This window comes from Pseudonocardia halophobica, assembly GCF_050948485.1.
Classification (GTDB): domain Bacteria; phylum Actinomycetota; class Actinomycetes; order Mycobacteriales; family Pseudonocardiaceae; genus Pseudonocardia; species Pseudonocardia halophobica.
In genome coordinates this window covers 7,171,521-7,194,862 of the sequence record NZ_CP192046.1, presented here as the reverse complement: position 1 = coordinate 7,194,862, position 23,342 = coordinate 7,171,521, and the positions used below count along the sequence as shown (strand labels likewise).

Here is a 23,342-nt window from a genome sequence, read left to right as displayed (position 1 = left end):
AAGTCGGTGCTCAGCGTCGGACGCGCGCGAGGGCCCGCAGGACGCCCGTCACAGCCTGGGGGTCGACGACGCGGTGCTCCGCCGCGGTGTCCCCCTCGCCGACCTTCACCCCGACGTCGCCCGGCCGGAGCCGGGTGAACACGGACTCGTCCGTGACGTCGTCGCCCGCGAAGAACACGGCGTCGGCACCGAGCCGCTCGCGCAGCGCGTCGACGGCAGCACCCTTGCTGACCTGCAGGACCGCGAGGTCGATCACCGCCTTGCCCTCCGTGGAGTCCACGCCCTCCCACCTGCCGGGCCCGGCCCGGACGGCGTCGAGCACCCTCGTGCCGACCTCTGGCGCGGCGTTGCGGACGTGCACCGCGACACCGGCCGGCTTGTGCTCCAGGGTCACCCCGATCTCGCCCTCGACCAGGTCGACGAGCGCGAGGGTCAGCTTCTCCTTGAGGTCCTGTTGCGCCGGGCTGAGCAGGGAGCCGTCCCCGTCGGTGAGGCCGGGCCCGTACTCGCCGCCGTGGCTGCCGACCATCCGGACCGGCTCGGTGAAGCCGGAGACGGTGCCCAGGTCCGTCAGGCCGCGCCCCGACAGCAGGACGACGGTGGTGCCCGGCGCCCCGGCGAGCTCGCGGACCGCGTCGGCGGAGTCCGGCAGGGGCCGGGCGTCGGAGGGCACGGGCACGATCGGGGCCAGCACGCCGTCGAAGTCCAGGGCGACGAGCAGGGTGCCGGCCTCGCCCAGCCGGTCGATCGCCGCGGACAGGGCGGGGTCGAGCTGGTCCGGGTCGAGCTCGGGCTCAGCCATGGGCCGGCTCCAGGCCAAGCGCGTCGAGGAACGACCGGGCCCACCGGTCGACGTCGTGCGTCATGACCTGCTTGCGCAGGGTCCGCATCCGCTTGCGGCCCTCCTCCGGCGGCATGGTCAGCGCGGCGTACAGCGCCTCCTTGACGCCGTCCGTGTCGTGCGGGTTGACCAGCAGGGCGCTGGTGAGCTCGGCCGCGGCACCCGCGAACTCGGACAGCACCAGCGTGCCGCCGAGGTCGTGCCGGCAGGCGACGTACTCCTTGGCGACGAGGTTCATGCCGTCGCGCAGCGGCGTGACGAGCATGACGTCCGCGGCCAGGAAGAAGGCCGCGAGCTCCTCCCGCGGCAGCGACTGGTGCAGGTAGTGCACCGCGGGGTGGCCGACCTTCGCGAACTCGCCGTTGATCCGGCCGACGGAGAGCTCGATGTCGTCGCGCATCCGCTGGTAGTGCTCCACGCGCTCGCGGCTCGGCGTGGCGAGCTGGATCATCACCGCGTTCTCGGCGGTGATCCGGCCCTCCTCCAGCAGTTCGTGGAAGGCCCGCAGCCGGACGTCGATGCCCTTGGTGTAGTCGAGCCGGTCGACGCCGAGGACGACCTTCTCCGGGTTCCCGAGGTCCTCCCGGATCTGCGCCGCGCGCTTGACGACGGCCTCCGTGCGGGAGAGCTGGTCCAGCTGCGCCGAGTCGATGGAGATGGGGAAGGCGCCGAGCTTCACGGTGCGCCGCCCGACCGTGACCTCGTTGCGGTTGCGGACGGCCCCCGCGCCGGTCAGGCGGGTGGCGAGCCACCGGAAGTTCCGCACACCGCCCGCGGTGTGGAAGCCGATCACGTCCGCGCCGAGCAGGCCCTCGACGATCCGGGTCCGCCAGGGCAGCTGCATGAACAGCTCCGTGGGCGGGAACGGGATGTGCAGGAAGAAGCCGATCCGCAGGTCGGGGCGCAGGTCGCGGAGCATCCCCGGCATGAGCTGCAGCTGGTAGTCCTGGATCCAGACGGTCGCGTTCTCGGCGGCGACCTTCGCGGTGTAGTCGGCGAAGCGCTGGTTGACCTTCAGGTACGCCTGCCACCAGTGCCGATGGAACACCGGCGGGGCCACGACGTCGTGGTAGAGGGGCCAGAGCGTGCCGTTGGAGAAGCCTTCGTAGTAGTTCTCGACCTCCTCCGCGCTGAGGCCGACCGGGTGCAGCTGCAGGCCGTCCTCGACGAGCGGGCCGACGTCGGCGTCGGGCACGCCGGGCCAGCCGATCCACGCGCCGTCCCGGGCGCGCAGCATGGGCTCCAGGGCCGTGACCAGGCCGCCGGGGCTGCGCTTCCAGCGCCGGCCGCCGTCGGGCAGCTTCTCCAGGTCGACGGGCAGCCGGTTGGCCACGACCACGAAATCGGGCGGGGGAAGCTCGGACTTGCTGTTGCGGGCCACCTGATCCTCCTCGCGCCGCCGGCGCGGCCGTCGCCGGCGGATCCTCGGGGAGAACCCTACTGACCGCCGGGCAGGTTCGCGGGCTCTGAATCGTCGGCGGCGGCGACGGGTTCGGGGTCGCCCGACGCGGTGCGCAGGCGCGGCCGGGCGAGGAACTCGCCGAAGGTCACGCCCGCCGCCAGCGCCAGCCCGATGGCCAGCGCCAGCGTGACGGTGACCAGTCCTTCGGACAGCCCCTCGACGGCGAGTTCGTAGAAGCCGCGGTACGCGGTCAGGCCGGGCAGCAGCGGCGTGACACCCGCGAGCGTCACGACCAGCGACGACACCTGCCGGGTGCGGCGCAGCAGGCCCGCCCCGATGCCGATCACGATGGCCGCGATCCCCGTCGCCGCGACCGGCCCGATCCCCGAGTACTGGTTGAGCGCGCTGTAGACGCCCCAGCTCACCGCGCCCGTCCCCGCCGCGTAGAGCAAGGCGCGCAACGGTGCGTAGCCCGCCAGGGCGTACCCGGCGGCGGCCACCGCGCCGGTGGCGACGGCCAGCGTGAACCGTCCGACGCTCGCCGAGGTCGAGCCCGCGACGTCGAGCGCGATGCCGACCGCGAACCCGAACTTCAGGCCGAGGACGACGCCGGTCAGCAGGCCCGCCGACAGGAGTGTGATCTCCGCGACACGGCCGGCCGCCGTGACGTAGTAGCCGGAGATCGCGTCCTGCACGGTGCCGACCACGGACAGTCCGGACAGCAGCACGGTGATCGACGACGCGACGACCAGCGACGGCCGGGTGCCCGGCGGGAACAGCCCCGCCGCGAACAGCCCGATCGTCACGGTGGTGGCGAGCAGACCGCCCGTGACCTGCTGGAAGAAGGCCGGGAGCCCCCAGCGGTTGAGGATCCGCCCGACCCGGTCGATCGCGCCCGTGACCAGGAACGCCGTGATCGCCGTGACGGCGCCGCCGCCCAGCAGCACCGCGATCGCCCCGGCCAGCACGCCCCAGCCCGCCGTCGCCGTCCAGCGCGGGTAGGGGTGGCGGGCGTTGACCGCGTCGTCGAGCTCGCGGGCGGCGGCCCGTACGTCGAGCCGGCCCTCCACCACGGCATCGACCACGGCATCGACGGCCGCGAGCCGCGTGAGGTCCAGCGTCTTGTACTTGACGAGCCGCATCGACGTGACGGGCGACGCCGCGTTGCCGCGGTGGCAGCAGATCGTGATCGACGTGAACGTGATGTCCACGTCCACCGCCGGCAGACCGCAGATCTCCGCGAGCCGCAGCATCAGGTCCGTGACCACCCCGACGCTCTCCCCGCTGGAGAGCTGCACCTCGCCCACCCGCATGCAGAAGTCGAGGACCTCCTGCACCCGGGCGTCGTCGGGCACCTGCGGCCCGACCATCAGCATGGGCAGCGTCGGCGGACCCGCCGCGAGGAGTCGGCGGGCGTCGCGCTTCAGCGTCGCCCGGAGCCGGTTCGCCAGCCGCTCGGCGGGGTTCAGCTCGTCCACCACAGGCGTCAAGGCTGCCAAACGACCGCGGCGCTCTACGATGTGGGCTGCCGGGCGCGAGTCCGGCGGTGCCGGTGTAGCTCAGTGGTAGAGCAACTGTCTTGTAAACAGTAGGTCGTCGGTTCGATCCCGACCTCCGGCTCAGGGCCTGGCCAGCGGGTCCGGTCAGCGTCCGGGCGGTCGATGCCTCGGGCGGAGGCCCATGACCGGTCGGTTCGAGGGGTCAGGCCGGACCGGGAACGAACGGGGTCACATCCTCGCAGTTCACGCTCACGGCGCGAGGACGCCGAGGCGGTCGGCCGCCTCGACCACCTCACCGAGCAGCCCGAGCCACTGGTCGACGTCGGCGCGCTGCAGGCCCACGTCGAGCCCGAGGCCCTGGCCGCCGGCGAGGTACACCTGGGTGACCCCGATCTCGCGGGCGGCCATGAGGTCTTCGGCGATCTGCTCGGGCGATCCGCCGAGGAACGGTCGGCCGTCCCCGATCGGCTCACGGGTGATCGGGGTCGGCCAGGGCGCCTGGTCGACCACCATGAGGTCCTCGGGGTCGCGGCCCGCCTTTCGGGCGGCGTCATGGAACGCGGACACGACGCCGCGCAGGTCCTCCGCCGAGGAGGCGACCGGGATCAGGCCGTCCGCGATCCGGCCGGCGCGCTCGACGGCGGCCGGCGCGAACGCGGCCATCAGCACCGGAATGTGGGTCTGGACCGGCTTGGGGTTCACCTCCGACGGCGCGATCCGGTAGAACTCGCCTTCGTGCCGGACCGGGTCCGGGCCCCACGCGGCTCGCATCGCCGTGATGAACTCCTCCGTGCGGGCGCCCCGGCGGTTGGTCGACACGTTCGCCGTCTCGAACTCGCGGTGCTGCCAGCCCTGTCCCAGGCCGGCGATGACCCGGCCGCCGCTGAACCGGTCCAGGGTGGCGAACCGGCGGGCGAGCGACACGGGTACGTGCAGCGGCGCCACCATGACCGCGCTGCCCAGCTTGATCCGCTCGGTCACGGCGGCGACATAGCTCAGCGTCTCCAGCGGCTCGTACGTCGAGCGGTAGAACTCCGGCACCATGCCGGGTTCACCCGACGAGTACAGAACGACCTTCTCGAGCGGGCGGAGCAGGCGTTCGAACGTCCACAAGGCGGCGAAGCCGAGCCGTTCGGCCTCCTGGGCGACCTGGACGATCGTCTCCGGCGAGGTCTGCGGCCCGGCGGTGGGCAGTGCGAGACCGAGTTCCATGGGTCCTCCGACGGGTGGGACTGGTGAGGGAGCGTGTCGTTCTCAGGCCGCCGCAAGGCTCCCGCCGCCGTCGACGCGCAACGTCTGGCCGGTGATGAAACCGGCGTCCTCGGACAGGAGGAAACAGATCGCCGCGCCCAGCTCCTGTGGCGTGCCGAGTCGGTCCACCGGAATGGCTGCCAGGTAGCGGGCCTCGGCGGCCGATCCCGACGGTGTGTTGCTGCGGAACAGCTCGGTCTCGGTCGGACCCGGCGCGACGGCGTTGACCGTGATGCCGGTCGGACCGAGCTCCTTGGCCCAGACCCGGGTGCACGCCTCGAGCGCGGCCTTCGCGGCGCCGTACGCGGTGCGCTCGGGTGTGCCGAGCGCGACCATGCTGGTGACGTTGACGATCCTGCCCCAGCCGGCGGCGCGCATACCGGGTAGGGCGGCCTGAGCGACCTGCACGGCGACCCGGACGTTCACGTCGAAGAGCCGGCCGAGGTCGTCGAGGTCGACAGACCCCAGCGGGGCGAGCGTGACCATCCCGACGTTGTTGACGACGGCGTCGACGGAGCCGTCCGCGAGGATCGCCTCGAGGGCACCCGCGGTGGCGGCGCGATCGGCGAGATCAGCGACGTGGAACTCGCCGGGGAAGCTCGCCGGTGCGCTGCGGGCGATGCCCACCGGCCGATGCCCGGCCGCGGCGAGCTGCTCCGCGACCGACCGGCCGATGCCCTTGGACGCTCCGGTGATCAGTACCCGTCTGCTCGTCACGCGCGTGAATCCTTTCCACCGAGATGTTGTGACAGCGCCGCTGGTCCGACTGATTGCACGAAAATGGCCGACGTGTCATGCCGGAACAACCGTGGCGCAGGAGTTGGCGAGGAATGGCGCCGGCAACGGCGCCACACGTACTTCTGCGCCCGTTCCTGAAGCCGTTCGCCGAGTCAGTCCTTCGCGACCTGGATGATCGTCTTGCCGGGCGTGCGGCGGTGGCGGGCGAAGGCGGCGGGCGTCTCGGCGAGGGGGCGGACGTCGCCGATGATGGGCTTGAGTCGGCCGTCCCGGAGCCGCTGGGCCAGGTCCGCGAGTCGCGTGCGATCGGGCTCGACCACGAAGAAGATCGCGCGGCCGTCGGCGGGTCGGACGGCGGGTGGCTCGGCGATGGTCACGAGGGTGCCGCCGGGGCGCACGAGGGCGGTCGAGCGCTCGAGGACGTCGCCGCCGATCACGTCGAGGAGCACGTCGACCTGGCCGACCCCGTCCAGCGGGTCGGCGCCCAGGTCCAGGAACTCCTGCGCGCCGAGGTCGAGCACGACGCTGCGGTCGTCGGCCCGACCGGTGCCGATCACGTGGGCTCCGACTTCCCGGGCGAGTTGGACGGCGATCGACCCGACGCCGCCGGCGGCCCCGTGGATCAGCACGCTCTGCCCGGTGGTGAGCCGCGCGTGGTCGAAGAGTCCTTGCCAGGCGGTCAGCCCGGAGATCGGCAGTGCGGCCGCCACGGTGTGGTCGATGTCGGCGGCGAGGGGTGCGAGGTTGCGGGCCTCCACGGCGGTGTACTCGGCCAGGGAGCCGTTGCGGGTCCAGTCGGCGAGTCCGAAGACCCGCTGCCCGACGGTGAGGCCGGTCGTGCCGTAGCCCAGCTCGACGACGACCCCGGACAGCTCGTGCCCGGGCACGCTGGGCGTGCGGTCGCGGCCGGCCCGGTCGGTCCAGGTGCCGGGCCAGTCGAGCTCGCCGGGGGTGAAGCCGGCGGCGTGCACCCGGACGACGACGTCGTTCTCGGCGGCGTGCGGGTGGGGCAGGTCGGTCAGTGCGAGCCCGGCGATGCCGGCGTCGCGGTCCCGGACGGTGATGGCGTGCATGTCAGTTCCTTCCAGCCGACGAGTTGTTGCGCTGTCCTCGATGTCAGTTGCCGTCAGCTCGGCCAGGCCGAGCCGAGAATCCGCTCGACGGTGGTCGTGCGCCGGAAGTCGGGGACGAAGTGCTCGAGGACGTCGGAGTTCACGGTCCCGTTGGTCGTGTCCGGACGGTTCTTCATCCCGTCGTGATAAGCGCGCAGGAACTCGTTCTTGAAATCACCGCGCGGGTGCACGGCGAGGATGTCCTCCACCTGGTCGGGATCCAGGCCGTCGAGGCCGAAGCCGAGCACGTCGGTCAGCACGCCGAGATAGGTGGCGGCGATCTCCGGTCCCATGCGGTCGGGGATCCCCGGCGTCGTGTGCAGCGCGATCGCCGTCCACACGGTGTCGGCGGCCGCGGTGGAGAAACCCTGTTCGAGCAGGAACCTGCGCCCGTGGTCGGCCCCGTCGACCTCGAACCGCTGCTCCACGTCGGAGAAGGGCGTGGCCAGGCCGGCGTCGTGGAACATGGCGGCCAGGTAGAGGAGTTCGGGATCCGGTGCCACGCCGAGCCGCTGAGCATGGATCTGGCCGAAGAAGAACACCCGACGGGAGTGGTGGTAGATGAGCGGGCTCGTCGTCTCCTGAATGAGACGGGACGCTTCGGCGACCGCCGCCGTCTCGGGGATCTCCACGCCCGCGATGACCTCTGTCATGTCTTCTGCGCTTTCCACTGGTCGTTGTCCGACCTCGATGCTGCCGACCACCACACGCCGCGCGCTGCCTTCGTCCGGCCAGGAACCCCTCACATCAGGACCTGAGCTCCGCCGCTTGCCGTGGCGCGGGCGAGGCGCTAGCAAGGGCTGTGTCCTCGTCCGCCGCTCCCGCTGCCGACCGGCCCTCGGCGATGCCCGGTGACGCGCCGCACCGCGTCGCGTTCCTCGTCTACGACGGCGTGACGCTGCTGGACGTCGCGGGCCCGGCGGAGGTGTTCACGGAGGCGAACCGGTTCGGCGCCGACTACCACGTCGTGCTGCTGTCGCCGACCGGCGAGGACGTCACGTCGAACCTCGGGTTCAGGGTCGCGGTCGACGGCGCCGTCTCCGCCGAGCCCGCAGCGGGCACGTACGTGGTGGCCGGCTCGAGCCTCTATCCGCGCACGCCCGTGCCCCGGGAGCTGGCGGACGCCGCACAGGTCCCGGCGGCAGGCGCCGGCCGCGTCGCGTCGATCTGCACGGGCGCGTTCATCCTCGCCGCCGCCGGCCTGCTCGACGGCAGGCGGGCGACCACGCACTGGAAGGTCACCCATGAACTCGCCGCCCGGTGCCCGACGTGCCGCGTGGAACCCGACGCGATCTACGTCCGGGACGGCACCACGTACACCTCGGCGGGGGTGACCGCCGGGATCGACCTGGCGCTCGCACTCGTCGAGGAGGACCACGGATCGGACGTGGCCCGCGACGTCGCCCGCGCCCTGGTGGTCTACATGCAGCGTTCGGGTGGCCAGTCGCAGTTCTCCGCCCCGCTGCAGGGTCCGCCACCCCGGTCCTCGGCCCTGCGGAAGATCACCGACCTCGTGACGGCGGCCCCCCAGGGCAACCACTCGCTCGGTGAGCTCGCGAAACACCTCAACGTCAGCACCCGCCACCTCACCCGGCTCTTCCACGACGAACTGTCCACCACACCGGCCCGCTACGTGGAGAACATCCGCTTCGACATGGCAAGAGCGTTGCTCGACCAGGGGCACACCGCGACACAGGCCGCGGCTCTCGCCGGATTCCCCAGCTACGAGAGCATGCGCCGGGTGTTCGCGAAGAAGCTCTCCATCAGTCCCGCGGCCTACCAGCGCCGCTTCGGCACCGCCCGCCGCGCCAACGCCGGATGATGAGGTCATGGGTTCCTACGAGCGGACGATCGCGGTCGCCGCACCGCCGGACCGGGTGTGGGCGGTGCTCGAGGACGTCGAGTCCTGGCCGGCGTCGACGCCCTCGATGTCCTCCGTGCGCCGCAGCGTCGAGGGCGCGCTCCGGGTCGGGGAGCGGGTCCGGGTGCGGCAGCCCCGCCTGCCCCCGGCGGTGTGGACCGTGACCCGCGTCGAGCCCGGCCGGTCGTTCACCTGGACCTCGCGCGCCCCGGGCCTGCACTCCGTGGGCGACCACGAGATCCGCCCCGGACCCGAGGGGTGCACCCTCGTCCTCCGGTTCGCCCAGACCGGCCCGCTCGCCGGGCCGGCCTGGCGGCTGATGGTGCGCACCGTCCGTCGTTACGTCGACCTCGAGGCCGAGGGGCTGAAGCGACGGGCGGAGTCGTCGGACTGACCAGCGTCCGCACCGACGACGAGACTCAGCCGGTGGGCCCGTAGGCCGCCGCGATCTCCTCCGACCCCACCCAGCGGCTGTAGGTCGGACCCTGCGGCCACCCCTCCGGCGAGTCCTGCCACACCTCCTGCCGGCCGTACGGCAGCAGGTCGACCAGGCCGAACAGGTAGCTCAGCTGCTCGGTGCCGCGACCGTTGGTGTGCCAGGTCCGGTAGACCGTGTCGCCGTCGCGCAGGAACACGTTGACCGCGAACCCGCCGCCGGGCGGGGCCCCGACGTCGGAGCCGAACGAGCTGTTCGCCGTCGAGTACCACTCCATGGTGTTGCCGACCCGGCGCCGGTAGGCGAGTGCCTCGTCGATCGGGCCCTGGGTGACGACCACGAAGCGGGCGTCGAACTTCGCCAGGCCCTCGAGGCGGGTGAACTGCGAGGTGAAGCCGGTGCAGCCGCCGCACTGCCACTCCTCGCCGTCGTGCCACATGTGGTTGTAGACGATCAGCTGCGGGGCGTCGCCGAAGACGTCGACGAGCCGGACCGGGCCGTCCGCGCCCTCCAGCACGTAGTCGGGCATCTCGACCATCGGCAGCCGCCGGCGCTGGGCGGCGATGGCGTCGAGCTCGCGGGTCGCGGCCTTCTCCCGCACCCGCAGCACGGCGAGCTCCTTCTCCCAGGTGGCGGCGTCGACGACGGGCGGCAGTGCGGACATGGTTCCTCCTCCGGTTCAGCTACTCCCCGGGGCAGACCGACCGGGCGCCGCGGACTCATCGGTCCCGCCGTCGAGGAGTCCCGGGCGGCGCCGAACCTGCTTCCCCGCCGTCCGGCGAGGACGGCGGACCTCTCGACCGGGGCGGCGATCCGCGCGATCATGCCCACACCGGGTGCCCGAGGGTTAGCGCGTGGCGGGGTCCCGACGAGCAGGTGGGTGAACGGCTCCCCGTCGGCGAAGGGGATCGGTAGGTGAACGACGTCGGCAGCGCCCTCGACAGCCTGCTCGCCATCGCGGTCGTCGCGGCGCTCGCCCCGCTGCTGCTCGGCCTGTTCCCCCGGGTGCGCGTCCCGCAGGTGGTGCTCCTGCTCGCCGGCGGGATCGTCGTGGGGCCGCAGGTGCTCGGCGTGGCCGCGCCGGCGCCCGTCGAGCCGCTCGCCGACCTCGGGCTGGGGTTCGTGTTCCTGCTCGCCGGCTACGAGCTCGACCAGCGGCTGTACCGGCAGGACGCGGGGCGGCGGGCGCTGCTGGCCTGGGTGGTGTCGCTGCTCCTCGCGCTCGGGGCCGTCGGGCTGCTCACCTCGCTGGGGCTGGTGCGGGCGTTCGTGCCCGTGGCCCTCGCGATGACCACCACCGCGCTGGGCACACTCGTACCGGTCCTGCGCGAGAACGGAATGCTGCGCGGCCGGCTGGGCGGATACCTGATGGCCGGGGGCGCGGCCGGGGAGCTGTTCCCGATCCTCGCGATCGCCGTGTTCCTCGGCATCGCCAACCGGTTCGTCGCGCTGCTGTCGCTGGCGGCGGTGGCCGTGCTCGCGGTGCTGCTCGCCGTCGCGTCCCGGGTGATGCGGCCGGGCGGGCGGCTGGCGCGGGTCTTCGACGAGCGCCAGCACGAGACCAACCAGATCACGCTGCGGTTCACGGTGCTGCTCCTCGTGCTGCTGCTGGCGGTCACCGAGCGGTTCCACCTCGACGCGGTGCTGGGCGCGTTCGTGGCCGGGATGGTGCTGCGGCGCTGGGCCGGGCCGAGCGCGCCGGTGCTGGAGGAGAAGCTCGACGTGGCCGGGCACGGCTTCCTCATCCCGATCTTCTTCGTGTACTCCGGCATGACCATCGACCTGCACGCCATCGCGCAGGCCCCGCTGCGCCTCGTGCTCTTCTTCGGGCTCATGATCGCCATCCGCGGGCTACCGGCCCTGCTCGTCTACCTCGGCGTCCTGTCCCCGCGCGAGCGGATCCAGACCGCGCTGGTGACGGCCACCGCGCTGCCGCTGGTCGTCGCGCTGGCCCAGATCGGGCTGCGGAACGGGACGATGCTGCCGGAGAACGCCGCCGCCCTCGTCGGCGCGGCGGTGCTCACCGTCCTGGTCCTGCCGACCGTGGCCGTGTCGATCCACCGGCCGGCCGTGGAGGAGAGTCCCCGCCGCGACGCGCCCTCGCCCTGACCGCACCGGGTCCCTCCGGCCCTATCGCCGCGGCGGCGGGAGGGGCAGGCTCATGGGCGTCCGTCCCGGCCCGACCGAGGAGCACCGGATGACACAGCCACACGAACCCGCCGCCGTCCCGGACGAGGTGCCGGCGAGCACCGAGCGGCCGGCGACGACCGGCCCCTACGACGACGAGACCCTTTCCCGCCTGTTGCACGACCTCGACGTCGCCAACGACTGGCACCCCTGAGGGTCGGCTCAGAACTCGCCCGTCGCGAGGAACCGCTCGATCCGCTCGGTGTGGGGTGCGAGGTCCAGGCCCTGGGCGGCGACCCAGTCGTCGTCGTAGTAGCTGTGCCGGTAGCGCTCGCCGCCGTCGCAGATCAGGGTGACCACGCTGCCCCGCACGCCGTCGGCCAGCATCCGCGCGACGAGGTGGTAGACGCCCCACAGGTTCGTCCCGGTCGAGCCGCCCGCGAACCGCCCGGTGTGTTCGTACAGGTGGCGCACGGCGGCGATGCTCGCGGCGTCCGGCACCGGCAGCATCAGGTCGATCACCCCGGGCACGAAGCTGGGCTCCATCCGCGGGCGCCCGATCCCTTCGATCCGGCCCGGCATCCCGGTGGCGTAGTCCGACGCGCCGCTCGCCCAGCCCGGCAGGAAGGCCGAGTTCTCCGGGTCGACGACGGCCAGCCGCGTCGGCATCCGCCGGTAGCGCAGGTACCGGCCGATCGTCGCCGAGGTGCCGCCGGTGCCCGCCCCGACGACGATCCACTCCGGCACCGGGTACCGCTCCTGCGCGAGCTGCGCGACGATCGACTCGGCGATGTTGTTGTTGCCCCGCCAGTCCGTCGCCCGCTCGGCGTGGGTGAACTGGTCGAGGTAGTGCCCGCCGCACTCGGCGGCCAGCCGCTCCGCCTCGGCGTACATCCCGGCACCGTGCTCGACGGGGTGGCAGCGGCCGCCGTACCGCTCGATCAGCGCGATCTTCTCCGGGCTGGTGGAGCGCGGCAGCACCGCGACGAACGGCACGCCGATCAGCTGCGCGAAGTACGCCTCGGACACCGCGGTGGACCCGGAGCTGGCCTCGACGACGGTCGTGTGCGGCCCGATCTGTCCGCTGACCAGGGCGTGCAGGAACAGCGAGCGGGCCAGACGGTGCTTGAGGCTGCCGGTGGGGTGCACCGACTCGTCCTTGAGGTAGACGTCGACGCCCCAGTCGGCGGGCATCGGCAGGACGTGCAGGTGGGTGTCCGCGGAGCGGTTCGCGTCCGCCTCCACGCGCCGCACGGCCTCGTCGACCCACAGCCGGTCCGTGCCCGCCCGTTCCACCGCCACGGCGGAACCGTATCCGCCTGTCCGCCTACCGGGAGTCGGGGCCGGCGGGCCGGAAGGTCGCCAGCGCGCCGGCGAGCATCGAGTAGTAGCCGACGAGCCAGACCAGGGCGGCGAGGGTGTCGCGGCCGAGCGCGGCGAGGGTGGCGGCGTACAGCTCGTCGTCGACGTCGCGGTCGACGAGCAGGGCCCGGGTGACCCGCCACGCGTGCTGCTCGGCGGCGTCGAGCCCTGCCGGTTCTGTGCCGTCGAGCAGGGCCTGGAGCTGCGCGGTGGTCAGCCCGGCGTCCCGCGCCGCGCCCTCGTGCGAGGCCCACTCGAACTCCGACCGCGTGTGCGCCGCGACCGTGAGGACTGCCAGCTCGCGCAGCCGCGGGGGCAGGTCGGGGTCGGTGCGCAGGGCGGCGCCGACCTGCTGGACGGCGGACCCGATCCGCGGGGAGAACAGCATCGCCCCGAACGGGCCGAGCAGCCGCTCCTCGTCGTCGACGAGCGGGACCCGGCTCTGGGCGCGGCGCGGACCGGTGGCGATCAGGTCGTGCAGGGCGGCCCGCTCGGGGTCCAGGTCGGCCCGGGCCTTCGGGCGGCTGCGCGGCGGGCCGGGGCGTTCGGGGCGCCCGACGAGCTCGTCGGTCACGCGAGGTGCGCGCTCTCGGTCGTCATGGTCCTCCTCCTGGCGAGGTCGACCGGAGCGTACGGCGGGACCCCGGTGCAGGGACGGTCAGTGCAGGAACTTGAGCCCCACCACGCCGGCGACGATCGCGAGCAGGCACAGCAGCCGGGCCGCGGTCGTGGGCTCGCCGAGGGCGACCATGCCGTAGAGCGCGGTGCCGACGGCGCCGATCCCGACCCAGGTCGCGTAGCCGGTGCCGACGGGGATCGACCGCAGCGCGTACGCGAGGCCGGCCATGCTCAGGACCAGCGCCACGAGGAACGTGACGGACGGCAGGACCGCGGTGAAGCCGCGGCTGCGGGCCAGCGCCGCGGCCCAGACGGTCTCGAGGACACCCGAGACGACGAGGACGATCCACGCCATGACACACCTCCGGGAGGGCGTCGTCTTGTCGTGCCGGGTACGACGCACTCGTCCGGGGAGTCCGCGGGAGGCGGGTCCGCGATCGACGGTAGCAACGCCCGCGCTCGCCGGGGGTGGTTGGTGACCGGTCTGACCGCACCGAACGCCGCCGGAGGGGCCGCGAATCCGGCTAGCATCACGGGATGTTCTCGGCGGCGGCCTCCTCGTTCGACGAGTGGAGCGCGATCGCCGAGACGAGCTTCGTCCCGCTCCGGGTCCGGCCACCCGCCGCGGGAGGCGCGGGGTTCCGCGGCGAGATCGTCGGACGCGGGCTCGACACCCGCCTGGGCCTCTCCCGGATCGCTGCCGACCCCTGCCGGATGACCCGTTCCGGGTCGGTGGACGACGCGCCCGACACCCTCTTCCTCTCGATCCAGCGCAGCGGCGCGGTCCGCGTCGCGCAGGCGGGACGGGTCGCCCGGGCGGTCGCCGGCGAGGCCGTGCTGTACCGCAGCCGCGAGCGGCTGTCGCTCGAGTGCGAGGCGTCGACCTCCTGCCTGACACTGCAGGTGACGGGGGAGTGCGCCGAGCTCGACGAGGCCGCGGTCTCCGCCGGCCTCGCGCGGACGATCCCGGGGTCGACCCCCGCACTGCGCGTGCTGGCCGCCACCGCGGGCACGCTCGAACGGACCGTCGACGGCCTGGACGCGGTGTCGGCCGCCCGGATGTCGTCCGCGGTGCTGCAGATGCTCGACGCGCTGCTCGGCTCGCTCGGCGGCACCGAGACACCGCCCACCGGCCCGGTCGCCCTCGCCGCGACGATGCAGCGGTTCGTCCTGGAGAACCTCACCGATCCCGGCATGTCCGTCGATACGATCGCCCGGCGCTTCGGTGTGTCCGGCCGCTACGTCACGCGCGTGTTCGCCGAGGCGGGACAGCCGCCGCCTGCGACGTTCCTGCGCGACGAGCGCCTCCGGCGGGCCGCCCACCTGCTCGGCCGCGAGCACCGCCCGACCGTCGCCGCCGTGGCCGCCCGGTGCGGGTTCGCCGACACCACCACGTTCACCCGGGCCTTCCGGCGCCGGTACGGGGTCGCGCCCGGGGCGTGGGCCCGCCCGGGTGAGCCGCCGCTCGTGTCGGCCTGAGGGCTCATGTCCGCGCCGCGGCGAGCAGCGCCGTCAGGTCCGCGACGATGCTCTCGGCGTCCCGGGTGTCCGACCAGTACCGGGCCGGGGCCGCGGCGGGGTCGAGCAGGTACGTCATTGCGGTGTGCTGCACGTCGTGGCCCGCCGGGGTGTCGCGGCGGCGGGTGAAGACCCGGAAGGACGCAGCCGCGTCCCCGGTCTGCTCCGCGGTCCCGGTGAGCCCGGTGAACCGCGGATGCGTGGCCTCGAGGTGGGCCTTGAGTTGCTCCGGGGTGTCGCGCTCGGGGTCGACCGTGACGTACAGCGGGACCACGGCCGCGGCCGCCTCGCCCAGCCGGTCCAGTGCGTCGTCGAGCTTGGCCAGGGCGCGGGGACAGACCACGCGGCACGAGGTGAACCCGAACCGGACCAGCTGCCAGCGCCCGCGGTAGGTCCGCTCGGTGACCGGGGTGCCGTGGTGGTCGACCAGCGAGTACGTCGCGCGGATCGGCGGGGCGGTCACGGCGCGGCCACCAGGTCGACGGCCGCGCCGTCCGGCACGTCGAGCACGGACGGGATGCGCGGGGTGACCTCGGTGCCGCCCAGGCGCAGGCGCGTTCCCGGCGGGAGGCCGGCCAGCGTGACGGTGCCCTCTCCGGGGACCGTCCGGTCGCGGCGCAGGCGGGCGTGCAACGTCCCGTCGACGACCTCGGCGCGGCTGACCTCGACGTCGCGGTCGACCGCGGCCAGCCGCGGCGCGTCGTGGTGGCCGGCCGGCCAGGGCTCCTGGTAGATGCGCCGCAGGCCGTCCGCGACGTTCAGCCGCGCGTAGCCGAGCAGGACGTTGCCGGACATGGGCTCGATCTCGGTGCGCCGCCCGTCGGCGTCCGACGGCGTGTCGTTGCGCGGGTAGTAGAGGCCGCCGTCGCGCCAGGTGGGGGCCATGAACCGGTCGGCGTGGGCGAGCAGGCCGTCGAGGGTCTCCCGGTCGCCCATCTCGGAGGCCCAGGCCGCGACCCAGCCGAAGTCGCAGGTGTCGGACACGATCTCCTGGCCCATGACATGGCGGGCGGGCGCCGACGGCACCGACACCGTGCCGTCGGGCCCGGGTTCGAGGAAGTCGGCGACCTGCCGCCGGTAGTGCCCGTGCACGAAGTCGTGGTTCCAGGTGTTCATCAGCGCGCCGCACCAGGCGTCGACCCAGGGGGAGGGACGCTCGTTGGGCCGCACCTCCCGGGTGTCCTGGGAGATCATCATGGCGTAGTGGCCGGCCTCGTCGAGGCGGCCGAAGTCGGCCCAGGCCTTCTCGTAACCGGCGACGACGTCGTCGGCGCGGGTACCGCCGGTGATCTGGTCGTGCAGCCGGAAGCCGAGGATCGCAGGCTGGTTGCAGATCTGGAACACGCAGTTCGGCTCGCACGCGACGCCGAGGTAGCCACTCTCGACCATGAGCCAGTAGAGGTGCTCGGTCAGCGAGTCCCGGTCGTAGGCGAACCGCTTCTCCGGCCCGCCCCAGAAGAACGACCAGTGCCGGAAGGTGAGCGAACCCGGCGCGGCGTAGTGGTCGGTACCGAAGAGCTGGTCGTGCAGCGCGGCGCAGGACTGCACGTACGCCGAGTACATGATGTTGTCCCGCACGACCGGGTCCCACTCCTCGGCGAGCCCGTCCGAGAGGTGGGCGTTGAACACCGAGCCGCCGCGGGAGACATCGCGCCAGTACAGCCACACCTCGGGCATGAGCAGCTTCTCGATCAGCCGGCGGATCGTGGGGGCGAACAGGCCGGGCGCCGCGGGCAGCCGGTGCCGGTGGGCGAGGGCGAGCCCGTAGACCATGTAGGCGAGCTGGAAGCGGTAGCCGCCGAAGTCGTCCTGGCTCACGCCCTTGCCCTGCATCAGCGACCAGTCGTTGGGCAGCTGCCGGGACAGGTTGTCCCAGTGCCGCAGGTGCCCGAGCTGCTCCCGGGTCAGGACCCCGTGGGACATCGCCGTCCTCCCTCCGACGGCCGCCCGCACCGCGGTCCGCCGCGCCGGACGCTAGCCGCTCCCCGGGCCTTCGGACCGTCGATCCGGGAACCCGGAAAAGGCGTTCCCGGAACACGGCGCGCGCCGATGAGTCGGGGCCCGCACCGGAGTCTCACCTGCGAGGACCCGGACCAGGAGGCACACCATGTTCACCACGACGCTCTGCCGGACCTGCACCGCCATCGTCACCGTCCCCGAGGGCGCGCTCGCCACCCGGCCGTGCCGCTGCCGCGGCTGCGGCGCCGTGGTGACGCAACGACCATGGGAACCCGAACCGACGGCCCAGGTGCTGGCCTTCCCCGCGCCGGGAACGCGGCTCGTCCGTGCCGCGTGACCCGCCGGCCCGGGAAGCGCGCCTCCTCCACCGAGCACGAGGCGCCGACGCACCCCCACACGTCACTGGGCGCCTCCCCTCGGGGGAGCGCACGGCGACGATCCTCCAGCCGCGGTGTGCGCTCGCCCCGAGCGCGCACGAGGGTCAGCCGACCATCCGGGCGACGAGCCGGCGCTGCAGGTGGAGGGCGGGTCGGGGGGCGCCGGGGCAGGGGGACGGCGCCTGCTCGTCCTGCAGGTCGCGACGGTCCTTCGGGGCCGGGCGGGTGAGGGTGGCGGTGGCGGTCATCGGATTCTCCTTCGTTCGCTGCTGAGGAGAACCCTGCTCCCGATCGCGGCCCGGCACCGTCGGCCCGACGACGGATGCGCCGGGGGAGCGCCGTGTCGGGCGATCGGGGGACGGCCGCCCTACAGGAACCGGTGGTCGACGGCGACCTTGCCGGTCGACGAGCCCGCGGGCCGCTCGTGCTCGCCCTCCTCCTCCTCCTCCGGCTCGTGCGCGAGCAGGTCGCGCTGGCTGGGCAGGAGCACGACGTCGCGGTTGTGCAGGGCCAGGGCGCGGGCGTAGCGCTGGGCGATGTCCTGCATCGGGGTGTCCGTCCCGCCGACCCCGAAGACGGTGCCCGCGTAGTCCAGCGGGCCCATCAGCTCCCGGATGCGGTCCCGGTCCGACGGCGGGACCAGCTCGGCCGGGTCGCCGCCGGCGAACCAGCCCATCGGCACGGCCGTCCCGGCCGGGACGAACGTGTTGACGTGCACCACCGCGTGGAAGTCGAGCTCCGCGCCGACCCCGAGGCGGGCGCCGTTGAACACCACCGCGCCGGTCGCGATGCGGGTGTCGCCCTCGATCACGCAGCCGGTCAGCGAGGCGTGCGGCCCGACGAGCACGTGGTCGCCGAGCCGGGTCGGGTGCCGGGCGACCCCGCGCACCACCGCGTTCTCCATGATCACGCAGTGGGCCCCGATCTCGACCGGCCCGCCCTCGGCGGTGATCACGGCCCCGAAGAGGACCCGGCTGTGCGCGCCGACGGTGACGTCCCCGCACAGCACGGCGTTGGGGGCGATGTAGGCGGACTGCGCCACCCGGGGACTGTGCAACCGGTGCCGGACGAACACCGCGTGCCGGCCCACCGGCCGTGGGAGCGGCTGGTACTCCTCGCCCATGATGGCCTCCCGACGAACGTGCCCGTGCGGGTCCGCGATTGTCCTCGGGGCCGGCGCACGCGACAAGGTCCGCGAGGCCCTCGGCCTCGCGGACCCGCCGGTCCTCAGCAATGCGGCAACACGGGCGCGACGGAGATCGCGCTGCGGTGCACGTACTCCGAGCCGTGGGAGCCGGAGATCCGGAACCAGTTGGGGTTGCCGGTCAGCGTCTCGCCCTCGGTATGGCAGATGGTCTGCATCCCGGTCCCGGGTGCGAGGTCCCGGATCGGTGCGGACTGCGTCGACGGGCTGGAGTAGGAGGTCGTCGGCGCGAGGACGAGCCCGGTCGGGTCGGCGTGCTCGGCGGCCCCGGCCACCCCGGCCAGCCCGACGAGTCCGAGGACGGCGAGCCCGCCGGTGGCGGCGACCGCGATGCGCTTGTTCATCTTCAGGAGTCCCTTCGTGGCGTCTGCCCGGGTGGTTCCGGGGTCCTCCGAAGGGTGCTGCGGCGTGCCCGCCGCCGGGACCGGGTGATCGGCCGACGCCGCGGGGGACTCGCGAGGCCCCTGACCGATGGACGGCAGGGGCGGAACGGGTGGGCGAGCGGCGGGGAGCGCCGCTCGCCCACCCGTCGGTCAGCCGGCCGTGACCGTGAGCCGGCCGAGGGTGGCGGCCCGGTCGGGATGGTCGGCGGGGACGACCGCGGAGGACAGCGCCGTCCAGCAGGACGGGCAGCTGTACTGCCGGAACACGACGGGCGCGTCGACGTAGTCGGCCGCCTGCGCGATGATCTGCGGCCCGGCGTCGGTCGGCGGCCCGTCGTAGACCGCGAGGGCGAGCGGGCCCTCCCCGGTGTCCCCGAGGATCTCGGCGCAGTGCGCGCAGGCGACCGCGGAGCCGACCTCGACGAGGTTGTCGTCGACCCGCTTGACCGACGACAGGTCCGCCTTGCCGCGGGTCCCGCCCGCCACCCGGGACCGGTCGCGCCGGACGCCGCGCAGCCGCTCCCGCTCGGCCGCCGTCGCCGCCGGGTCGACCGTGCCGTCCGCGAGGACCACGCCGTACACGCCGGCCGCCGCGTCGGCGGTGATCTTCTGTTCGCGCAGGTCCCGGGCGACGGCCTCGGGGTCGCGGGTCAGGGGGTCGCCGTAGCCCCCGCCGCCCTGCCAGGTCATCGCGAAGACCTCGCCGGGCGCCAGGTAGCTCGACGCGTAGTTCTGCCCGGGCTCCAGCGTGTCGCCGACCTCCTCCAGCGAGGACGGCATCCGGCCGGAGCCGAGCAGCTCCGCCACCCTGCTCTGCCGCGCGACGACGTCGAGCCCGCTGTTGCCGGGGTGCCCGCCGGACAGGCCGGCGTTCTGCGCCACCGCCTTTCCTGCGCTCGCGAGCACGAGGCCCATCGGGAGGCTGGTGCCGTGGGGGGTGATCGCGATCGAGGCACCGAGCCCGCCGCGGTGCCGCCCGGGCCCGCCGGAGTCCGGCACCTCGCGCCGCCACAGCGTGAGGACGGGGTAGAGGAACTCCGTCATCTCGACGTCCGGCACCCGGCCCATCGGGATGCAGAACAGCCCGCCGGTGTCGACGCCGTCGGCGTGCGGCCGGGCGCCGTACCCGCCGGCCATCGGCTCCATCATGATCGACAGGAACGGGGCGGGCTGCTCGCCGCGCTCGTCCAGCCCGGCGATGACGGCGGTGTCCCAGGTGCCGCAGCAGGTGGCCTGGACGTTCTTGCCCAGCTCCAGGTCCCGGTCGAGCATCTGGGACAGGCACTCGGCGATCAGGCTGCCGGTCAGCCAGGCCGGCCCGATCGGCCCGCGCCCGACGGCGGCGGGGAAGGTCGCGTTGTTGAGCGTGCCCTCCTCGGTGACCAGGTCGAAGCAGCGCATCAGCCCGCCGGCGGACCACGGGATGTCGTTGGCCAGGATCGGCAGCAGCGCCAGCATGACTCCGCCGCGCATGCCGGCGTAGGTGCAGTTGATCACGCCGGCCTGTGGGTCGGTGCCCGTGAAGTCGAAGGTCAGCCGGTCGCCGGTCTTGGTGGTGGTGACCGTGATCTTGTGCAGGTTCCGGTCGCCCTCGTGGGACTGGTCCTGGTAGCCGGTGGCGGTCCACGAGCCGTCCGGCAGCGCGGAGAGCTTGTCCCGCAGGCGGGTCTCGGCATCGGACATCATCCGCTTCATCACGGCCTTGACCGTGTCCGGCCCGTACTGCGCGATCAGGGCGTGCAGCCGCTCGGCGCCGACGTTGTTGGCGCCGATCTTGGCCCGCAGGTCCAGGCCGACCAGCATCGGGACGCGGGAGCGCCGCACCCAGAGGTCGGCGACGTCACGCTGCAGCCGGCCCTCGCGCACGACCTTGACCGGTGGGGTGGGCAGCGACTCGGAGAAGACGTCCTGCGCCGCCGGGGAGAACGAGCCGAGGCCGACGCCGCCCAGGTCCGGCTGGTGGGCGATGGCGCTGGTCCAGGCGAAGAGCTTCCCGTCGTGGAAGACGGGCTGGTAGACGATCACGTCGTTCTGGTGCAGCCCGCCGCCGACCCACGGGTCGTTGCACAGGAACATGTCGCCGGCCTCGATGCCGGGGTTGTCGGCGCGGTTGCGCAGCGTCCAGTAGATCGCCAGGTCCACGGCGCCGACGAGCATCGTGTTGTAGAGGCCGACCTGGACCTCCTGGCCCAGCTCGTCCGAGATGGCGAAGTCGAAGTCGTTGGCGTCGGTGACGATCGGCGAGCCGGACATGCGCTTGAGCGCCTCGCCCATCTCGTCGGTCACCGACCAGAGCCGGTGCCGGATGACCTCGTAGGTGAGCGGGTCGAGGGCGTCGATCTGCTCCTGGGTCACGCTGTGCACCGGGAGCGACGACGGCAGCGAGCGGGCCAGCTCGTCGGGGTCGACGGGGCGGCTGGAGAAGGCCTCCGAGCCGGGGATCGGCATGGTCATCGGGCGCTCCTGCGAATGGTGAGGTTGCCGAGGTGGTCGACGGTGCCCGTCGTCCCGCCCGGGACGACGACGGTGGTGGTCGGCACCTCGACGATCGCCGGGCCGGTCAGGACGTGGCCGGCGCGCAGCGCGGCGTAGTCGTGGACGGGGGTGTCGACGTAGCCGAGGCGGGCGTCGAGCTGAACGGGGCGCGTGGTGACGGGCTCGGCCGGACCCTCGGCGTGCGGGACGGAGGGCAGCTCGGGGCTGAACGGCAGCACGCCGATCCCCCGGACCCGGAACGTGATGGCCTGGATGCCGGCCTCGCGGAACCCGGCGTCCTTGCCGAACAGCTCGGCGTAGCGCTTCTCGAACGCCGCCGCGGCGGCCTCGATCTCGGCCATCCCCAGGGCACCGGGAGCGACCGGCGCGGTGACCTCGGCGAGCTGCATCGTGTACCGCATGTCGATCTCGCGGTGCAGCTCGACGGTCTCGAACCGCACCCCCTGCCGGTCGAGCCCCTCGCGGACCCGCTTCTCCAGATCGGCGAAGTTCCGCTCGGCGCGGGCCGGGTCGAAGGGCACGATCGTCGGGTCGGAGAGCTCGGCAGCCAGCACGATGTCCGACGACGCCAGTCCGAACGCGGAGAACGCGCTCGCGACCGGCCCGAGCGGGACCACGACCTCGTCGCAGCCCACCTCGGCGGCGTACCCGGCGCAGTGCGCGGGGCCCGCCCCGCCGAAGGCGTAGAGCACGAAGTTGCGCGGGTCGTGCCCGGCCTCGACGACCGTCTTGCGCAGCAGGTCGCCGGTCTGCGCGTTCTGCACCGTGTAGATCGCCGCCGCGGCCTCCTCGACGGTCAGCCCGAGCGGCTTGGCGATCTGCGTGTCGATGGCCTGCCGGGCGAGGTCCAGCGAGAGGGGCTTGCGCCCGCCGAGCAGGCCGCGCTCCGGGAGGATGCCGAGCACGAGGTTCGCGTCCGTGTTCGTGGGCTCGGTGCCGCCGCCTGCGTAGCAGGCGGGGCCGGGGACGGCCTGGGCGCTGCGCGGGCCGATCCGCAGGTTGCCGCCGGCGTCGAGCCAGGCGATGGCGCCGCCGCCGGAGCCGATCGCGTCGACGCGCAGCGTGGGGACGTTGATCGGGTGGTGGTTGATCACCGTGGTGGTGTCGCGGACGGGCTCGCCGTCCACGACCAGGCCGGCGAGGAAGGTCGTGCCGCCGACGTCGGTGGAGATGATGTTGCGGTGGCCGAGCTGGCGGCCCAGGGCCACCGACCCGACGACGCCGCCGGTGAGCACGGACCCGACGGTGCTGATCGCGGCCGCCGGCGCCTCCTTGGCGGCCACGGCGCCGCCGTTGGACTGCATGACGAGCAGCGGACCGGTGAGGCCGTTGTCCCGCAGCGAGGACTCCAGCGTGCCGAGGTAGTCCCGCAGGCCGGGCCCGATCTGCGTGCTCATGATCGTGGTGGCGTTGCGGGAGAACTCCCGGATCCGCGGGCTGACCTCGGAGGACAGTGCGACGAAGACCTCCGGGTCCGCCTCCGCGATCAGCTCGCGCAGCCGGCGCTCGTGCACCGGGTTGCGGAAGGACCACAGCAGGGAGACGGCGATCGCGCGCACCCCGTCCGCCAGCAGGGCCCGGATCGCGGCGCGCGCCTCGTCCTCGTCGAGCCCGACGACCACGGTGCCGTCCCGGTCGATGCGCTCGGTCACCTCGAGGGCGTGCCGCTTCGGCAGCAGCGCGTGGTCCTTGCTCTGCCCGAGGACGTGCTGCAGCTCGTGCGGGGAGCGGCCGAGGTACCGGCCCTCCACGTTCATGATGAAGATCGAGTCCCGGTGGCCCTTGGTGGTGAGGAACCCGACCGGCGGCACGTTGCCCATGACGAGGGCGTTGAGCGACGACGTCGTCCCGTGTGCGATGTGGTGGGTCTCAGCCAGCATCTCGGGCAGGGGTTTCCCGAGCTGGTCGGCCAGCAGCCGCAGGACGTCGAGGACGCCCTGCGAGTAGTCCGGCGGGGTGGACGGGGACTTCGCGGCGAGCACGGTCCCGGCGTCGTCGTCGAGCACGGCGTCGGTGAACGTGCCGCCCACGTCCACGCCGATGACATAGGCCATGGCTGGCGCTCCTTCGCGCAGGGGTGACTGACGGATGCGTAGACTATTCAACACATCCGACGGCAGTCAACCTTGACTTCTCCGGCTTACGTGTCGTCGAATAG

Annotated in this window: 24 protein-coding genes, 1 tRNA gene and 1 riboswitch; of the genes, 7 read left to right on the top strand and 18 right to left on the bottom strand. The window is 73.3% G+C overall.

Annotated features, from left to right (window positions below; all coding sequences use genetic code 11):
- Positions 1-10 precede the first annotated feature (10 nt).
- Genes otsB through ACQP04_RS34370 form a run of 3 tightly spaced genes read right to left on the bottom strand, consistent with a single transcriptional unit; the run spans position 11 to position 3,724 of the window.
- Complete coding sequence (gene otsB / locus ACQP04_RS34380; protein ID WP_433504605.1) at positions 11-802, bottom strand: trehalose-phosphatase; 792 nt, start codon at positions 800-802, stop codon at positions 11-13.
- The gene (locus tag ACQP04_RS34375) at positions 795-2,222 is read right to left on the bottom strand and encodes an alpha,alpha-trehalose-phosphate synthase (UDP-forming) (protein ID WP_433504604.1); all 1,428 of its coding nucleotides are present in this window, start codon (positions 2,220-2,222) and stop codon (positions 795-797) included. Before ACQP04_RS34375 ends, otsB begins: the two co-directional genes overlap by 8 nt.
- Before the next feature lie 56 nt (positions 2,223-2,278).
- Positions 2,279-3,724, bottom strand: coding sequence for a threonine/serine ThrE exporter family protein (locus tag ACQP04_RS34370; protein ID WP_433504603.1), 1,446 nt, complete (start codon positions 3,722-3,724; stop codon positions 2,279-2,281).
- Positions 3,725-3,791: 67 nt separating this feature from the next.
- Between ACQP04_RS34370 and ACQP04_RS34365 the strand changes: the two genes are divergently transcribed.
- Positions 3,792-3,863: transfer RNA gene (locus ACQP04_RS34365), tRNA-Thr, on the top strand.
- 128 nt (positions 3,864-3,991) lie between these two features.
- Here ACQP04_RS34365 and ACQP04_RS34360 read toward each other — a convergent pair.
- From ACQP04_RS34360 to ACQP04_RS34345, 4 genes are all read right to left on the bottom strand, one after another.
- Complete coding sequence (locus ACQP04_RS34360) at positions 3,992-4,954, bottom strand: TIGR03619 family F420-dependent LLM class oxidoreductase (RefSeq protein ID WP_433504602.1); 963 nt, start codon at positions 4,952-4,954, stop codon at positions 3,992-3,994.
- Between the two features lie 42 nt (positions 4,955-4,996).
- Positions 4,997-5,710, bottom strand: a complete 714-nt coding sequence (locus ACQP04_RS34355; RefSeq protein ID WP_433504601.1) for an SDR family oxidoreductase — start codon at positions 5,708-5,710, stop codon at positions 4,997-4,999.
- A gap of 173 nt (positions 5,711-5,883) precedes the next feature.
- Positions 5,884-6,804, bottom strand: coding sequence for an NADP-dependent oxidoreductase (locus ACQP04_RS34350; RefSeq protein WP_433504600.1), 921 nt, complete (start codon positions 6,802-6,804; stop codon positions 5,884-5,886).
- A 53-nt stretch (positions 6,805-6,857) separates the two neighbouring features.
- A complete protein-coding gene (locus ACQP04_RS34345) occupies positions 6,858-7,496 on the bottom strand; it encodes an HD domain-containing protein (protein WP_433504599.1) in 639 nt (212 codons plus the stop codon).
- A 191-nt stretch (positions 7,497-7,687) separates the two neighbouring features.
- Between ACQP04_RS34345 and ACQP04_RS34340 the strand changes: the two genes are divergently transcribed.
- On the top strand, positions 7,688-8,665 hold the full coding sequence (locus ACQP04_RS34340) for a GlxA family transcriptional regulator (RefSeq protein ID WP_433504598.1): 978 nt from the start codon (positions 7,688-7,690) through the stop codon (positions 8,663-8,665).
- 7 nt (positions 8,666-8,672) lie between these two features.
- A complete protein-coding gene (locus ACQP04_RS34335) occupies positions 8,673-9,098 on the top strand; it encodes an SRPBCC family protein (protein ID WP_433504597.1) in 426 nt (141 codons plus the stop codon).
- Between the two features lie 25 nt (positions 9,099-9,123).
- Here the strand turns inward: ACQP04_RS34335 and ACQP04_RS34330 are convergent, their stop codons facing one another.
- Positions 9,124-9,804, bottom strand: a complete 681-nt coding sequence (locus ACQP04_RS34330) for a DUF899 domain-containing protein (protein ID WP_433504596.1) — start codon at positions 9,802-9,804, stop codon at positions 9,124-9,126.
- 251 nt (positions 9,805-10,055) lie between these two features.
- Between ACQP04_RS34330 and ACQP04_RS34325 the strand changes: the two genes are divergently transcribed.
- Both ACQP04_RS34325 and ACQP04_RS34320 read left to right on the top strand, forming a co-directional pair.
- Entirely contained in the window at positions 10,056-11,249 is a 1,194-nt protein-coding gene (locus tag ACQP04_RS34325; protein ID WP_433504595.1) for a cation:proton antiporter, read from the top strand.
- An 88-nt stretch (positions 11,250-11,337) separates the two neighbouring features.
- Complete coding sequence (locus ACQP04_RS34320; RefSeq protein WP_433504594.1) at positions 11,338-11,481, top strand: hypothetical protein; 144 nt, start codon at positions 11,338-11,340, stop codon at positions 11,479-11,481.
- A gap of 8 nt (positions 11,482-11,489) precedes the next feature.
- Here the strand turns inward: ACQP04_RS34320 and ACQP04_RS34315 are convergent, their stop codons facing one another.
- The 3 genes from ACQP04_RS34315 to ACQP04_RS34305 form a co-directional block, all read right to left on the bottom strand.
- Positions 11,490-12,569 (bottom strand): PLP-dependent cysteine synthase family protein, encoded by a 1,080-nt coding sequence (locus ACQP04_RS34315; protein ID WP_433504593.1) that lies wholly within the window; start codon positions 12,567-12,569, stop codon positions 11,490-11,492.
- Between the two features lie 25 nt (positions 12,570-12,594).
- Positions 12,595-13,203, bottom strand: coding sequence for a carboxymuconolactone decarboxylase family protein (locus tag ACQP04_RS34310; protein ID WP_433504592.1), 609 nt, complete (start codon positions 13,201-13,203; stop codon positions 12,595-12,597).
- An 84-nt stretch (positions 13,204-13,287) separates the two neighbouring features.
- Positions 13,288-13,602 (bottom strand): DMT family transporter, encoded by a 315-nt coding sequence (locus ACQP04_RS34305; protein WP_433504591.1) that lies wholly within the window; start codon positions 13,600-13,602, stop codon positions 13,288-13,290.
- A 14-nt stretch (positions 13,603-13,616) separates the two neighbouring features.
- Positions 13,617-13,682, bottom strand: a riboswitch (guanidine-III (ykkC-III) riboswitch).
- Positions 13,683-13,784: 102 nt separating this feature from the next.
- Between ACQP04_RS34305 and ACQP04_RS34300 the strand changes: the two genes are divergently transcribed.
- On the top strand, positions 13,785-14,726 hold the full coding sequence (locus ACQP04_RS34300; protein ID WP_433504590.1) for an AraC family transcriptional regulator: 942 nt from the start codon (positions 13,785-13,787) through the stop codon (positions 14,724-14,726).
- 4 nt (positions 14,727-14,730) lie between these two features.
- Here the strand turns inward: ACQP04_RS34300 and ACQP04_RS34295 are convergent, their stop codons facing one another.
- Both ACQP04_RS34295 and ACQP04_RS34290 read right to left on the bottom strand, forming a co-directional pair.
- Positions 14,731-15,228, bottom strand: coding sequence for an SCO family protein (locus ACQP04_RS34295; RefSeq protein WP_433504589.1), 498 nt, complete (start codon positions 15,226-15,228; stop codon positions 14,731-14,733).
- On the bottom strand, positions 15,225-16,688 hold the full coding sequence (locus ACQP04_RS34290; protein ID WP_433504588.1) for a hypothetical protein: 1,464 nt from the start codon (positions 16,686-16,688) through the stop codon (positions 15,225-15,227). Before ACQP04_RS34290 ends, ACQP04_RS34295 begins: the two co-directional genes overlap by 4 nt.
- A 184-nt stretch (positions 16,689-16,872) precedes the next feature.
- On the opposite strand from ACQP04_RS34290, the gene ACQP04_RS34285 reads away from it, so the two are divergent.
- On the top strand, positions 16,873-17,061 hold the full coding sequence (locus ACQP04_RS34285) for a hypothetical protein (RefSeq protein ID WP_433504587.1): 189 nt from the start codon (positions 16,873-16,875) through the stop codon (positions 17,059-17,061).
- A gap of 144 nt (positions 17,062-17,205) precedes the next feature.
- Here ACQP04_RS34285 and ACQP04_RS34280 read toward each other — a convergent pair whose 3' ends face one another.
- The 5 genes from ACQP04_RS34280 to ACQP04_RS34260 all read right to left on the bottom strand — a co-directional run bounded on the left by ACQP04_RS34280 (position 17,206) and on the right by ACQP04_RS34260 (position 23,238).
- The gene (locus tag ACQP04_RS34280) at positions 17,206-17,349 is read right to left on the bottom strand and encodes a hypothetical protein (RefSeq protein ID WP_433504586.1); all 144 of its coding nucleotides are present in this window, start codon (positions 17,347-17,349) and stop codon (positions 17,206-17,208) included.
- A 119-nt stretch (positions 17,350-17,468) separates the two neighbouring features.
- Positions 17,469-18,224: a gamma carbonic anhydrase family protein gene (locus ACQP04_RS34275; protein ID WP_433504585.1), complete on the bottom strand. Its 756-nt coding sequence runs from the start codon at positions 18,222-18,224 to the stop codon at positions 17,469-17,471.
- A gap of 104 nt (positions 18,225-18,328) precedes the next feature.
- Entirely contained in the window at positions 18,329-18,649 is a 321-nt protein-coding gene (locus tag ACQP04_RS34270; protein WP_433504584.1) for a hypothetical protein, read from the bottom strand.
- Positions 18,650-18,838: 189 nt separating this feature from the next.
- Positions 18,839-21,142, bottom strand: coding sequence for a hydantoinase B/oxoprolinase family protein (locus ACQP04_RS34265; protein WP_433504583.1), 2,304 nt, complete (start codon positions 21,140-21,142; stop codon positions 18,839-18,841).
- The gene (locus ACQP04_RS34260; protein WP_433504582.1) at positions 21,139-23,238 is read right to left on the bottom strand and encodes a hydantoinase/oxoprolinase family protein; all 2,100 of its coding nucleotides are present in this window, start codon (positions 23,236-23,238) and stop codon (positions 21,139-21,141) included. The genes ACQP04_RS34265 and ACQP04_RS34260 overlap by 4 nt, the downstream gene beginning before the upstream one ends.
- Positions 23,239-23,342 lie beyond the last annotated feature (104 nt).